At 42.0% G+C, this 13,249-nt stretch carries 16 protein-coding genes; all 16 read right to left on the bottom strand.

Going from position 1 to position 13,249, the window contains the following annotated elements; all coding sequences use genetic code 11:
- Positions 1 to 43: 43 nt before the first annotated feature.
- The 16 genes from aroH to der all read right to left on the bottom strand — a co-directional run bounded on the left by aroH (position 44) and on the right by der (position 13,167).
- On the bottom strand, positions 44 to 424 hold the full coding sequence (gene aroH, locus CS060_RS07785; protein WP_035050552.1) for a chorismate mutase: 381 nt from the start codon (positions 422 to 424) through the stop codon (positions 44 to 46).
- Positions 384 to 1,523 (bottom strand): 3-dehydroquinate synthase, encoded by a 1,140-nt coding sequence (aroB, locus tag CS060_RS07780; RefSeq protein WP_035050551.1) that lies wholly within the window; start codon positions 1,521 to 1,523, stop codon positions 384 to 386. Before aroB ends, aroH begins: the two co-directional genes overlap by 41 nt.
- Positions 1,523 to 2,692, bottom strand: a complete 1,170-nt coding sequence (aroC, locus tag CS060_RS07775) for a chorismate synthase (RefSeq protein WP_035050550.1) — start codon at positions 2,690 to 2,692, stop codon at positions 1,523 to 1,525. Before aroC ends, aroB begins: the two co-directional genes overlap by 1 nt.
- Positions 2,693 to 2,800: 108 nt before the next feature.
- Positions 2,801 to 3,571 carry a CheR family methyltransferase gene (locus CS060_RS07770; RefSeq protein ID WP_099668850.1) on the bottom strand — a complete coding sequence of 257 codons (771 nt, stop codon included), beginning with the start codon at positions 3,569 to 3,571 and terminating at the stop codon, positions 2,801 to 2,803.
- A 108-nt stretch (positions 3,572 to 3,679) separates the two neighbouring features.
- Positions 3,680 to 4,126, bottom strand: a complete 447-nt coding sequence (gene ndk, locus CS060_RS07765) for a nucleoside-diphosphate kinase (RefSeq protein ID WP_004889845.1) — start codon at positions 4,124 to 4,126, stop codon at positions 3,680 to 3,682.
- Between the two features lie 112 nt (positions 4,127 to 4,238).
- On the bottom strand, positions 4,239 to 5,201 hold the full coding sequence (gene hepT / locus CS060_RS07760; RefSeq protein WP_035050549.1) for a heptaprenyl diphosphate synthase component II: 963 nt from the start codon (positions 5,199 to 5,201) through the stop codon (positions 4,239 to 4,241).
- 11 nt (positions 5,202 to 5,212) lie between these two features.
- Positions 5,213 to 5,926, bottom strand: a complete 714-nt coding sequence (locus tag CS060_RS07755) for a demethylmenaquinone methyltransferase (protein WP_099668849.1) — start codon at positions 5,924 to 5,926, stop codon at positions 5,213 to 5,215.
- Positions 5,927 to 5,951: 25 nt separating this feature from the next.
- Positions 5,952 to 6,602: a heptaprenyl diphosphate synthase component 1 gene (locus CS060_RS07750; protein ID WP_099668848.1), complete on the bottom strand. Its 651-nt coding sequence runs from the start codon at positions 6,600 to 6,602 to the stop codon at positions 5,952 to 5,954.
- Positions 6,603 to 6,662: 60 nt separating this feature from the next.
- Positions 6,663 to 6,887, bottom strand: a complete 225-nt coding sequence (mtrB, locus tag CS060_RS07745; protein ID WP_003394526.1) for a trp RNA-binding attenuation protein MtrB — start codon at positions 6,885 to 6,887, stop codon at positions 6,663 to 6,665.
- Positions 6,888 to 6,901: 14 nt separating this feature from the next.
- Positions 6,902 to 7,465, bottom strand: a complete 564-nt coding sequence (folE, locus tag CS060_RS07740; protein ID WP_035049935.1) for a GTP cyclohydrolase I FolE — start codon at positions 7,463 to 7,465, stop codon at positions 6,902 to 6,904.
- 110 nt (positions 7,466 to 7,575) lie between these two features.
- Entirely contained in the window at positions 7,576 to 7,848 is a 273-nt protein-coding gene (gene hbs, locus CS060_RS07735) for a non-specific DNA-binding protein Hbs (protein WP_003394524.1), read from the bottom strand.
- A gap of 259 nt (positions 7,849 to 8,107) precedes the next feature.
- Complete coding sequence (gene spoIVA / locus CS060_RS07730) at positions 8,108 to 9,586, bottom strand: stage IV sporulation protein A (protein WP_099668846.1); 1,479 nt, start codon at positions 9,584 to 9,586, stop codon at positions 8,108 to 8,110.
- Positions 9,587 to 9,709: 123 nt separating this feature from the next.
- Positions 9,710 to 10,432: a YphF family lipoprotein gene (locus tag CS060_RS07725; RefSeq protein ID WP_035049944.1), complete on the bottom strand. Its 723-nt coding sequence runs from the start codon at positions 10,430 to 10,432 to the stop codon at positions 9,710 to 9,712.
- Between the two features lie 15 nt (positions 10,433 to 10,447).
- On the bottom strand, positions 10,448 to 10,651 hold the full coding sequence (locus tag CS060_RS07720; protein WP_035049939.1) for a DUF2768 domain-containing protein: 204 nt from the start codon (positions 10,649 to 10,651) through the stop codon (positions 10,448 to 10,450).
- A 174-nt stretch (positions 10,652 to 10,825) separates the two neighbouring features.
- The gene (locus CS060_RS07715; protein ID WP_035049941.1) at positions 10,826 to 11,845 is read right to left on the bottom strand and encodes an NAD(P)H-dependent glycerol-3-phosphate dehydrogenase; all 1,020 of its coding nucleotides are present in this window, start codon (positions 11,843 to 11,845) and stop codon (positions 10,826 to 10,828) included.
- 11 nt (positions 11,846 to 11,856) lie between these two features.
- On the bottom strand, positions 11,857 to 13,167 hold the full coding sequence (gene der, locus CS060_RS07710; protein ID WP_099668845.1) for a ribosome biogenesis GTPase Der: 1,311 nt from the start codon (positions 13,165 to 13,167) through the stop codon (positions 11,857 to 11,859).
- Positions 13,168 to 13,249 lie beyond the last annotated feature (82 nt).

Genomic DNA, 13,249 nt, shown 5'->3' with positions numbered 1-13,249 from the left:
TGCTCAACTCTTACTCTACTCAACTAACTTGTAAACCATCATATTATATATCTGACTTTTTTGTCAACTGTAAGTCTGGCCGAAGCTGGACGGCATCACGTAAATATACGTGATGAATATCTTGCTGTGAGCGCTTCGTATGTACGGTCATCATGACACGAATACATTTCGGCAATGCATAAGGCACGTTAATTTCTCGCATGCACATAACAGGAACATACGTCCAACCGTCTAAATGACGCAATGCCTTGGCTGGAAATGTGGCGTTTAAATCATCTGTCATCGAAATCAATATCGATACGACATCTTCTGCATGCACATCGTTTTGACGAATCATTTCCGTTAACAATCGCTTCGTTTCGTCTATAATTTCTCGTTCATCGTTATCGCTCACAGTCGTTGCCCCGCGAATCGCTCGAATCACTCCTCTTCCCTCCTTCTTCGGCAAACGCGTATAACCATCGCAACAATTGGTCATCGTCTATCCGCTCTACGCATACCGTTCCAATCTCTTTCATTAACACCATACGCACCGTTTGATCTTTCGCTTTTTTATCTTTTTTCATTTTTTCGAGCAACCGTTCAGGTGATACGTGTGACGGAAGAGATATTGGAAACCCGTAATGATGAAACAACGTTCGAAAAGATGAATAAAAAAGCTGTTGTTTGTAAAAATGTTGGCTTACAAAAATGGCAAATAACATACCGAGAGCAACCGCATCGCCATGCGTCATCACCCCATAGCCGAGTTCACTCTCTAACGCATGGCCGAGCGTATGACCGAAGTTTAAATGAGCGCGAACTCCTTGCTCTTTTTCATCTTTGGCGACAATAGATGCTTTAATTTCAATTCCCTTTTGAATCGCGTATTGCAAACGATCACCACGTAAATCATTGAGCTTTTGCACATTCGCTTGTAACCAACCGAAAAAAGCACGATCATAAATTAAGGAATGTTTAATAATTTCCGCAAAACCTGACCGCATCTCTCGTTCTGGAAGTGTACGAAGTAAAGAAATATCGTAAAAAACGAGTTCAGGCTGATAAAAAGCGCCAATCATATTTTTCCCGAGCGGATGGTTAATGGCCGTTTTCCCACCAACAGCACTGTCGTGTGCTAGTAGGGTCGTCGGCACTTGAATGAAACGAATGCCACGCATATATGTCGCTGCGACAAAACCGGCTAAATCTCCGACGACCCCTCCGCCGAGCGCAATGATTAATGAATCACGGTCGAGATGGTTTGTTAGTGCTACCGTATGGCACGCGTAAAACTGTTCGAACGACTTCGCTTCTTCTCCACTCGGAATAATATGCGTATACACACGGTCGTATGTTTGACGAAGAGCTTGCTGCACATCGTCCAAATAAAGCGAAGCAACTGTTTCATCTGTAATAATGAGTACTGCTGTCACATTTGGACAGACGCGGTCAATCATGCGATCTATCATATGCAGCAATTCATTCCCAATGACGACTTCATACCGTTTCGACGACGTAGCGATGTGAATGCGTTTCATCATTAAAACTCCTTTGCGTACCGTCGCATGTTTTCAACATTCTGCATAATGAGATCGATGCGATCTTGTCCAAATTGTTCAACAATTGCCTTTGCAATTTCCCATGCTACAACGGCTTCAGCAACGACGCTTGCCGCTGGAACCGCGCAACTATCTGAACGTTCAATGCTTGCCGCAAACGGTTCTTTCGTTTCAATATCGACACTCATGAGCGGTTTATACAATGTTGGAATCGGCTTCATGACCCCGCGCACAACGATCGGCATACCCGTCGTCATCCCGCCTTCAAATCCGCCAAGTCGATTTGTTTTGCGCGTATATCCCATTTCCTTGCTCCATATAATTTCGTCGTGCACTTCGCTTCCAAAGCGACGTGCAGCTTCAAAGCCGATGCCAAACTCAACACCTTTAAAGGCATTGATGCTCACGATGGCAGCAGCAATTTTTGCATCTAACTTTCGGTCGTAATGCACATAGCTCCCGACACCAACCGGAACACCTTCAACAATGACTTCGACAATTCCACCAATCGAATCGCCTTTTTCTTTCGCTTCATCAATGGCCGCCATCATCTTTTTTTCTGCTTCTGAATCAAAGCAGCGAACAGGGGATTGCTCGGTCACTCGTTGCAACTCCTCAAGCGATGTATATGCGGTATGTTCCGCCTTTACCCCTCCGATTTCAACGACATGGCTTGCGATGCGAATGCCTAATTCCGATAAAATGCGCTTCGCTACCGCTCCTGCTGCCACCCGCACCGTCGTTTCACGCGCAGAGGAGCGTTCTAACACATTGCGCATATCACGATGCCCATACTTGATTGCCCCGTTTAGATCAGCATGTCCTGGACGTGGGCGTGTCACTTTTCGTTTTACTTCTTCTGTATCATCAGCGAGCGGTTCGATCCCCATAATGCTCGTCCAATGTTTCCAATCGCGATTTTCAACGACGAGTGTAATCGGAGAACCGAGCGTTTTTCCATGACGGACACCGCTTAAAATTTTTACTTCATCTTTTTCAATTTGCATGCGTCGCCCACGACCATATCCTTTTTGCCGACGCGCTAAATCTTCGTTAATATGCTCCGCCAAAAGCGTCAATCCGGCTGGAACACCTTCAATAATGGTTGTTAATTGTGGACCGTGAGATTCACCAGCTGTTAAGTATCGCAATTCCCTCTCTCCCTTCATCTCTTTAAAGCGATTATGTATGAATATAGCACATTTTTTTTGTAGACGTAACCCCTTAATTGCACAGAAAGCGACCAAGTTCGGTCGCGATTACATTTTTCGATAAAAAAATGTGTCTTCTACTTCAAAACCGTATGCTGTCGGATTAAAAATTTGTTCTGTGCTACCGACGAAAAATATTCCTCCGGAACGAAGAGCGCGATTAAACTTTAAGTACAATTCATGTTTGGCTTCTTCCGTAAAATAAATAAGCACGTTGCGACAAACAATTAAGTCGAAATTTGTATCAAATGGATCGGCAAGCAAATTATGCTTTTTAAACGTGACCGTTCGTTTAATGTCATCGATGATTTTATAGTGGGACCCTTCTTTAACAAAAAATTTTTTCTTCACGTCTTCTGGCACTTCTTGAAGAGAACGTTCCATATAAATGCCAAGCTTCGCGCGAGCCATGGCGTTATCATCAATGTCTGTCGCTAATACGTTTACTTGCGATAATGGCATAAATTTAGACAAAATAATTGCTAACGTATAAGGTTCTTCCCCCGTTGAGCAAGCAGCACTCCACACTTTTAATCGTTTATTTGTTTCAAGAAGTTTCGGAATAATTTTTTTCTCTAGCACCTCCCAACGTTTTGCATTTCGGAAAAATTCAGATACGTTGATCGTCATGCGATCTAAAAACTCATGAAACAGCGCTTGATCATGATTCATTGCCCGAAAAAATTCATCAAAATTTTTAAATCCTTTCTTTTCATAAAGAGAAGTTAACCGCCGTTTCATTTGCGCTTCTTTATATAGCGCTAAGTCAATGCCTGTTTTGCGTTTCACGTTTGCAATAAATTGTTGATAATCACTCATTCTAAAAACTCCTCTTCCTTTTCTTTCATACATACAGTATAACGAAAATGTGAAAAAACGGGAATAAAAAAATAAAGATAGGCATGTGCCTACCTTTTTTAGTATATTTTAATATACCCACTCGTTCATTAGCTTGCTGTAGGAAACGAGTTCTTCTTCTTTGAAAAATAGTTGAATTTCGCGTGCAGCGCTCTCTTTTGAGTCAGAACCGTGAATAATATTTTTTCCGACCGTTAAGCCGAAATCACCGCGAATCGTGCCTGGTAACGCTTCTTGTGGGTTTGTTTTCCCCATCATTTGACGAGCTGTTGCGATGACGTTTTCGCCTTCCCATACCATCGCAAATACTGGACCGGACGTAATAAATTCAACGAGTTCACCGAAAAACGGACGCTCTTTATGCTCTGCATAATGTTGTTCAGCAAGCTCACGTGATACTTGCATGAGCTTTGCACCGACAAGCTGAAAACCTTTACGCTCAAAACGAGCAACGATGTCACCGATGACACCACGCTGTACCCCATCTGGTTTGACCATTAGAAATGTTCTTTCCATGACGAATTCTCCACCCCTGATACGTTATGTATTGGAACTGACTCCTCCGCAATTATATCATCTTACATACAAATTAGCAATATTCGCCATGAAAACGATTTAATTTTTTCTCTTAATATTTCCGCTTACCAATATACTTTGCAATGTTATAAAGCGCTGTCCAAGCGCGATTGCGTGGCAGTTTTTGTAATATGTTAAGCGCTTTTTGTAAGTAGCGATCTCCGAGCTCATACGATTTCTCAATGGCGTTTGTTTGCTTAATCCCATCAATGACATGCGCCATTTCATGACTTGTTGTATGTTCGTTTACTTTCATAATTTGTTCTTTTAATGTTCGTTCTCTCATAGCATACAAAACAGGGAGCGTCACATTGCCTTGCGATAAATCGCTTCCTGCCGGTTTGCCGAGCTGTTTTTCTGTCCCAATAAAATCAAGAATATCGTCTGTAATTTGAAACGACATGCCGACATAATAACCGAACCAATACAATTTTTTATGGACAGCCTCAGGCGCTCCTGCCACGACAGCACCGAGTTGGCAACTCGCTGCAATAAGCAAAGCTGTTTTTCTCTTAATTCGTTGCAAATAACGGCGCAAATTTTGATCAAATCGATATTTGTCACTAATTTGTTCAATTTCTCCTCGACATACTTCAACAATGGTGTTTGCTAAAATATGATGAGCGACTGGATCATCAATTTCACACATTTGCTCAAGCGCTCGGGCAAACAAATAGTCACCAACGTACATGGCAAATCGATCGCCCCATTTCGCTTGAATCGTTTCCTTTCCACGTCGCAACATCGCCCCATCAATCACATCATCATGGACGAGCGAGGCCATATGAATGAGCTCAAGAGCGACAGCTACCCGCTTCATCTTCTCAAAATGATATGTACCAAATTGTCCGCCGAGCAAAACAAACACAGGTCGAATGCGCTTTCCGCCCGCCTCAAGCAAATGTAACGATGCTTCATTGACGAGCGGATCAGACGCTTGCACGGTCAGTTTCAATTGTTCTTCAATTTTGTTTAAATCCCCATTCAAAAATGAATACATTGCTTTTAGCTTCATTATGATTCACCTTAACGTCCATAAGGTTTATGTCCGAGATGCATCGCCGCCACTCCAAACGTATACGGTTTCACTTGTACGTTTACAAAACCGGCTTGACGAAACATGTTTGCTAGCTCGTCCATTCCCGGAAATTCACGTGCTGACTCTTGCAACCACGAGTATTCCTCATAACTTTTTGCGAAAATCTTCCCAAAAAAAGGCATGACATAACGAAAATATGCATAGTACAGTTGTCGAAAACCGATAAGCGTTGGCTGTGACGTCTCTAAACAAACGACTTTCCCGCCTGGTTTTGTGACACGATACATTTCTTTTAATACCGTCATATAATCAGGAACGTTACGCAATCCGAACCCGATCGTCACATAGTCGAATGTGTTGTCAGGAAACGGTAAACTCATCGCATTGCCATGCACGAGTGTCACGTGCTGAAAACCGCGTTCTTTTACTTTTTCTTCCCCAACTTTTAACATATTGCGACTAAAATCAAGTCCATATACTTCACCGCTCGGTCCAACGGCTTCGGCTAACGCGATTGTCCAATCTGCCGTTCCGCAACACACATCGAGCGCTTTCGCTCCCTTTTGAACATTCATTCGTTTCATCGTATCTTTTCGCCATGCGACATGACGTTTAAAACTAATGACTGAATTCATCCGGTCGTAATGATCAGAAATTTTTTCAAATACACGATGCACACGTTCTTCCTTCGACTGTTGCATAAAAATCCCCTTCTTTCAACTGAAATCAAACGAGGAGATGAGAGAATCGCTCTTTTACTTCTTCGTACGCATGAAACGGGAGAAGATCTTGTAATTTTCGCTGACAGTGATCAATATAATTCATCAATGCTGTCGATTTCGCTCCTTCACGATGAACACGTTTTAGCGCGAACAAGTAGTACGCCAATTCTCCCCACTCATGAGCATGCACATGTTCCGCCAGTTGACGAAGCAACGCAGATTCAATAATAGCAATGCAATGAAAGCGTTCAAGATCATCTGACGACAGTTGTTGTAGACGAATTTTTTGTATATTGATCTCTTTAATCGCTTCAGCAAAGCGACGAATGAGTGAAATGTCATGTCGTTGCGCTAAAAAGTCGTAGTACAATCCACTATATAAATCTCCGGCAAGCACCGTTAATTGCTTTTTTTGCATTATTTGTTGCCCATCTACTTCATCATGGGTGTCAAGGGCGAGTTGAATTAACATCATGGCAAACACGTAATCGAGTGCGATGTTTTCTTCCACTTGAGCCGAACGTAACATAGAAAGAGCAAACGATATGCGATCTTCGTCTATGATGCGTGGTTGTATATAGCGATCTACATACGAATGGGCAATTGCCCATTGAATGCGCGTTCGTACTTGTTCGATTTGCTGTTGCATATCCATGACTGATCACCCTTGCTTCCCAAAAACTCAAACTTTATTATATCATAAACCGTCTTCACGTTAACGATGATTTTTCGCATCAGACTGGATTTCGCCATGTTGCGTTTGAATAAGTGCTTTTCCGCGCACTTTAATCGCTGATGTATGCTCTGTAAATTGCGCAATCAGCACCTCCCCTTGATCAAGCTTTTCAGAATGATGGAAGCGCGTATCCGAACCGCGCGTTAACCCGATGACATTCACTCCGTCTTCTAAAGCCTTAATCACAACATAATCGCCTTGCATTATAATCCCCCTTCCTATTTAATGAGCGCTAATATTTCTGCACGAGCTTTGTCATCTGTTGCAAGCGTTCCACGTACTGCGGTTGTAACTGTTTTAGCTCCTGGTTTTTTCACGCCACGCATCGTCATGCACATATGTTCAGCCTCAACAACAACCATTACTCCATGCGGTTCGAGCGTCTCCATAATGGCGTCAGCTACCGTTGCTGTAATTCGCTCTTGCAACTGTGGACGTCGCGCCACTGTTTCGACCGTCCTTGCTAATTTGCTTAACCCTGTCACTTTGCCACCACGTGGAATGTATGCGACATGAGCAACACCAAAAAATGGAACAAGATGATGTTCACACATCGAATAAAACGGAATGTCTTTGACGAGGACAAGTTCTTCATGATCTTCACTAAATACCGTTTGCAAGTGTATTTTCGGATCTTCGTTTAAACCAGAAAACACTTCCGCATACATTTTTGCTACCCGCTTCGGCGTATCGAGCAACCCTTCGCGATTCGGATCTTCACCAATGGCTTCTAAAATTAATCGGACTGCCTGTTCGATTTGTTCTACATTCATTTGTTGCATCCTCCTAGCATTCAACTTCACGTAATCCGATTCTAGCATATAAAGATGAAAAAAGGCAAAAAAGAAGAGGTAGCTCGCAACCGGCTACCTCTTTGGCTGTATGTAATTTCTTACTTTACAGCATCTTTTAACGCTTTCCCAGGTTTGAAAGCAGGAACTTTGCTTGCAGCAATTTCGATTTCTTCTCCTGTTTGTGGGTTGCGTCCTTTGCGCGCCGCACGCTCACGCACTTCGAAGTTACCAAAACCGATTAATTGCACTTTATCACCGTTTTTAAGCGCTTCTGTAATCGCGTCAAAAACTGCATCAACTGCTTTTGATGCATCTTTTTTAGAAAGACCGCTCGCTTCAGCTACCGCGTTGATTAATTCCGTTTTGTTCATGCCATTCACCTCCTCCCAAAGCGTATGCATTATACATTACTTTCAGTTGTTTACACTTTCTATTGTTTCTATACATTAACATGCCTTATATTAACTGATTCTTGCTCATAATTCAACATTTTTTCAGCAAAATCATGCAATTTGCCTATTATTCTCCAACGAGCCTAACATTTTCTGAATAAAGATTATCATATCGCTCTTTTTCACTGCAAGAAAAAATTTTTGTTTCAAAGCAAAAAAGACCCCAAACGGAGTCTTTTTATAAGATGATGGCAATAAGTCCACCTGATCCTTCGTTAATGATGCGCTCTAACGTTTCTTTTAGTTTATAACGAGCATTTTCAGGCATAAGCGCTAGCTTCGCTTGAATGCCTTCGCGAACAATGGAACTGAGCGATCGGCCAAAAATATCAGAGTTCCAAATGGAAAGCGGATCGTCCTCAAAATCTTGCATCAAGTAACGGACAAGCTCTTCACTTTGTTTTTCCGTTCCAATGATCGGCGCAAACTCCGATTCGACATCCACTTTAATCATATGAATGGACGGTGCCACAGCTTTTAGTCGAACGCCAAAACGAGATCCTTGGCGAATAATTTCTGGTTCATCTAAGCTCATATCAGAAAGTGACGGAGCAGCGATGCCATAACCTGTTTGTTTCACCATGCGGAGGGCATCAGCGATTTGATCGTATTCCGCTTTCGCATAAGCAAAATCTTGCATCAATTGCAATAAATGATCTTTCCCGCGTATTTCTACGCCGACGACTTCTTTTAAAATTTGATCGTACAGTTCGTCTGGGGCGTACAAATCGATTTCGGCAATACCTTGCCCCATTTCAATGCCAGCCAAACGAGCTTCATCAATAAAATCATATTCGCTAAATTGTTGTACGACACGATCGACATCACGTAATCGCTTAATATCTTTTACTGTATCACGCACCGCATCTTGATAACTTTCACGCAACCAATGGTTTTCACGTAACACCATAACCCAGTTTGGTAAATTCACATTCACCTCTAGCACAGGGAATTCATATAATGCTTCTCGAAGCACTTGATACACATCTGCTTCACGCATTCCTTCCACGCTTAATGCTAACACCGGAATATCGTATTTTTCGCTTAATTGTTGCTTCAACGTCTCCGTTTCTGGATGTTGTGGACGCACCGTATTAATAATCATAATAAACGGCTTACCAACCTCTTTTAATTCATTGACGACACGCTCTTCTGCTTCGATATAATTTTCGCGTGGAATTTCTCCAATCGAACCGTCCGTTGTAATGACGACACCGATCGTTGAATGCTCTTGAATGACTTTTCTTGTGCCAATTTCGGCCGCTTCTTGAAACGGAATTGGCTCTTCATACCACGGTGTATGAATCATACGCGGCCCGTTTTCATCTTCAAAACCTTTTGCCCCTTGCACAGTATAACCGACACAATCTACAAGACGGATGTTCACTTCAAGTCCATCATCTACTTTCACTTTTACCGCTTGATTCGGAACAAACTTCGGCTCTGTCGTCATAATTGTTTTTCCGGCTGCACTTTGTGGCAGTTCGTCTTGTGCCCGAGCTTTATCTGCTTCGTTTTGAATATTTGGAATGACAACAAGTTCCATAAACTTTTTAATAAATGTCGATTTGCCTGTTCGAACAGCACCAACAACCCCTAAATAAATATCTCCGCCTGTTCGTTCAGCAATATCTTTAAAAAGATCGACCTTTTCCAACTGCCTTCCCTCCCTTATATTTGAAACATATGAGGACATTATATGCATATGTTGTTGTCCTATTTGTTTATGACTAAAAAAATCCCTTCTCTAAAATGTATTTGTTTAGAGAAGGGATCATGACTATTTCACAAGAAAAATTGGCTCTTTTTTCTTTTCATCAATCGTATAAGGGAGGGAATAAGCAGGCACAAAAAGCGAATGCTTGACAAGCAAGTCGCGAATATCATCCCCATATCGATAATGATGCGTCTCTGTTTGCAGTTTTTCGTATAAATCTATACGATAATCAATATAAATTTCCCCTTTGCCATCAATGATGAGTGGAAGATTCTTTCCTGAATATGGACTAACGACATGGGGAGGTGCATCTAAACGAAGCTTCTTGTAATCAAGCGTAAATACCCCTTTGGCCAACACGTCTTTAAATGGCGGGTAACCGTGAGTGTCTTGATACATACGAATACGTAACTTTAAATCACGAATCGCCTCTGCGGCACGTAAATCGAGCAATTTCACTGTCGGATTTGTTTCGACATCGACAAGAACATATTGATACACGCCGCCGCTTTCAAACGCGTTTCCTGGCGGTTCAGCCATATATCGCGGCACAAGCAAATTGAAATCAATCGGATATTTTTGATAAATTGGCGTAGACATGTCACGCGTTTTAATTGGTAGTAATCCACCTGTCGCCTGTCGATATTCATTTACTGCTTGTTGCACACGATCAACTTGCTCTTTATACGGAATTTGGTTTTGTGCTAATCGTTCTTGCGGATATAAACATCCAGACAACATAATCGATATGACAACGACCATTGCAGAAAATAGGCACTTTTTCATCATTCATCCACCCTTTTATTCTTGCACCGGTCCGCTAAATACGACAAATACAATAATGAGACCAGCGATAATCATACTTATGTATGCAATTGTCGCTAAAACGATTTTCATGACCTTATTTTTCACCTTATATCGACTAAAATAAATCGAAAATACAGCAATAAACATTAAACCGATTCCTGTTAACGAAATCCACATTTTTAAAAGACCTGGTGACATTCCTCTCCCTCGCTTTCTCTTAATTGCTGCATAAAAAAGCTGAAGTAAAGCGGGGCTTCTTTACTTCAGACGATGACTAAACATGCACCATCCATTCGAGTCTGAGAATGTTTTCATAGCATTGTATGCAACATACATAACAAAGCGCTCTTCACATGCCTATTTCAAAGAAAATTATAGCGAAATGTTTGCCAAATCTTCAAGTTCTGACGTTTTCCCACGCGCCATCAACGAATCTACTGCACTTTTTACATCTTTTCCGTTAAATAATACATCGTAAAGTGCATTTGTAATCGGCATATCGACATTCATTTTTTTCGCTAACTGATAGGCAGCTTTTGTCGTTCGCACACCTTCGACAACCATTCCCATATTTGCTAACACATCATCAAGCGCATATCCTTTTCCAAGCAGATTGCCCGCACGCCAGTTGCGCGAATGGACACTTGTACACGTCACAATTAAATCACCGATTCCAGTCAATCCTGCAAATGTGAGCGGATTGGCACCGAGACGGCTACCGAGACGAGCCATTTCCGCAAGTCCGCGCGTCATAAGCGCTGCTTTTGCATTATCCCCATAACCAAGCCCATCCGTAATTCCTGCTGCTAACGCAATAATATTTTTTAACGCCCCGCCAATTTCTACGCCAATTAAATCTGGGTTTGTATATACGCGGAAATATTGATGATTCATAAATAAATCTTGAATGCGTTCGGCCGCTTCCATGTTTTTCGATGACACCGTCACGGTCGTTGGATGACGTAAACTCACTTCCTCCGCATGACTCGGACCTGATAAAACGACAACATCTTTCAATTGTTCTGCCATTTCTTCTTCAATAATTTCTGAAATGCGTTTATGTGTATCCGGTTCAATTCCTTTGCTAACCGAAACGATCGTAATCGGCTGTTGTATACACGCGCGAACACGTTGCAACACTTCGCGAATCGCTTTTGTCGGAACAGCTAATACAACTGTTTCAACCCCTTCAAGCGCTTGGGCAAGACCGGTATAACCAACAATGGCCTCAGGGAGATGAATATTTGGCAAATATTTTTCGTTCGTATGTTTTTCGTTAATTTCGTCAATTTGTTCTTGGCGCTGCCCCCAAAGACGAACGTCATGTCCATTATCAGCAAGAACGATCGCTAAAGCTGTGCCCCAACTACCTGCACCTAATACAGTAACCATATTATCCCCCCTTAATTTCGTGGGCGTGCAATAATTTTAATTGGCGTTCCTTCAAATCCGAACGTATCGCGAATACGGTTTTCTAAAAAGCGCTCATACGAAAAATGCATGAGTTCAGGATCGTTGACAAATACAACGAACGTCGGTGGTTTTACTGCAACTTGTGTCATGTAGTAAATTTTTAATCGTTGGCCATTATGTGTCGGTGTCGGATTCATCGCAATCGCATCCATAAGTACTTCATTTAATACATTCGTTTGAACGCGCATCGCGTGATTTTCACTAACCATTTGAATGACTGGAAGTAACTTGTGCAATCGTTGTTTCGTTTTCGCAGATACGAATACAATAGGCGCATAGTCTAGAAATTGGAAATGATCACGAATTTTTTTCTCAAATTCGTTCATCGTCTTTTCATCTTTTTCAATCGCGTCCCATTTATTCACAACGATCACGACACCACGGCCGGCTTCATGTGCATATCCAGCAATTTTCTTATCTTGTTCGATAATGCCTTCTTCTGCGTTAATAACGACAAGCACAACATCAGAACGCTCAATCGCTTTTAGCGCTCGCAATACACTATATTTTTCGGTACTTTCATACACTTTTCCTCTTTTGCGCATTCCTGCTGTATCAATAATGACATATTCTTGTCCGTCTCGCTTAAATGTCGTATCGATTGCATCGCGCGTCGTTCCTGCTATATCGCTAACAATGACTCGTTCTTCCCCTAAAATAGCGTTCACAAGTGATGATTTTCCAACGTTCGGACGACCGATTAAACAAAACTTAATGACATCCGCATCGTATTCTCTCGTTTCACGCTTAGGAAAATGTGCCACGACTGCATCTAACAAATCCCCGATGCCTAATCCGTGTGTACCAGAAATTGGAATTGGCTCTCCAAATCCAAGCGTATAAAAATCGTAAATGTTTTCACGCATGTCTGGATTGTCAATTTTGTTTACCGCTAAAACGACTGGTTTATTAGAACGGTATAAAATTTTCGCTACTTCTTCGTCCGCTGCTGTGACACCATCTCGACCGTTTGTCATAAAAATGATGACGTCCGCCTCGTCAATGGCAATTTCAGCTTGTTGACGAATTTGCGTTAATAAAGGCTCATCACCAATATCAATTCCACCGGTGTCAATAATGTTAAATGTTGTATTTAACCATTCTGCGCTACTATAAATCCGGTCACGTGTCACGCCCGGTACATCTTCTACAATAGAAATACGTTCCCCGACAATACGATTAAAAATCGTCGATTTCCCGACATTTGGGCGACCAACGATCGCTACAACTGGTTTCGACATATTCTCACACTCCTTCATCAAGTTTCGAAACCCGAACAAAAAAGAAGCCCTTCCACTGAAGGGGCTAGCTTTCCCATTTTAT

It is taken from the genome of Anoxybacillus flavithermus (assembly GCF_002742685.1).
Lineage (GTDB): Bacteria > Bacillota > Bacilli > Bacillales > Anoxybacillaceae > Anoxybacillus > Anoxybacillus flavithermus_E.
The sequence above is the reverse complement of the archived record's forward strand: the minus strand, read 5'-3'. Positions and strand labels throughout refer to the sequence as shown.

What these genes read in the sequence shown, in the direction of transcription:
- hepT (WP_035050549.1), bottom strand. Translation starts at nt 5,201, where the DNA reads ATGAAGCTAAAAGCAATGTATTCATTTTTGAATGGGGATTTAAACAAA.
- CS060_RS07715 (WP_035049941.1), bottom strand. Translation starts at nt 11,845, where the DNA reads ATGGTTACTGTATTAGGTGCAGGTAGTTGGGGCACAGCTTTAGCGATC.
- aroB (WP_035050551.1), bottom strand. Translation starts at nt 1,523, where the DNA reads ATGATGAAACGCATTCACATCGCTACGTCGTCGAAACGGTATGAAGTC.
- hbs (WP_003394524.1), bottom strand. Translation starts at nt 7,848, where the DNA reads ATGAACAAAACGGAATTAATCAACGCGGTAGCTGAAGCGAGCGGTCTT.
- mtrB (WP_003394526.1), bottom strand. Translation starts at nt 6,887, where the DNA reads ATGCAAGGCGATTATGTTGTGATTAAGGCTTTAGAAGACGGAGTGAAT.
- CS060_RS07770 (WP_099668850.1), bottom strand. Translation starts at nt 3,571, where the DNA reads ATGAGTGATTATCAACAATTTATTGCAAACGTGAAACGCAAAACAGGC.
- CS060_RS07725 (WP_035049944.1), bottom strand. Translation starts at nt 10,432, where the DNA reads ATGAAAAAGTGCCTATTTTCTGCAATGGTCGTTGTCATATCGATTATG.
- der (WP_099668845.1), bottom strand. Translation starts at nt 13,167, where the DNA reads ATGTCGAAACCAGTTGTAGCGATCGTTGGTCGCCCAAATGTCGGGAAA.
- CS060_RS07720 (WP_035049939.1), bottom strand. Translation starts at nt 10,651, where the DNA reads ATGTCACCAGGTCTTTTAAAAATGTGGATTTCGTTAACAGGAATCGGT.
- CS060_RS07750 (WP_099668848.1), bottom strand. Translation starts at nt 6,602, where the DNA reads ATGGATATGCAACAGCAAATCGAACAAGTACGAACGCGCATTCAATGG.
- folE (WP_035049935.1), bottom strand. Translation starts at nt 7,465, where the DNA reads ATGCAACAAATGAATGTAGAACAAATCGAACAGGCAGTCCGATTAATT.
- CS060_RS07755 (WP_099668849.1), bottom strand. Translation starts at nt 5,926, where the DNA reads ATGCAACAGTCGAAGGAAGAACGTGTGCATCGTGTATTTGAAAAAATT.
- ndk (WP_004889845.1), bottom strand. Translation starts at nt 4,126, where the DNA reads ATGGAAAGAACATTTCTAATGGTCAAACCAGATGGGGTACAGCGTGGT.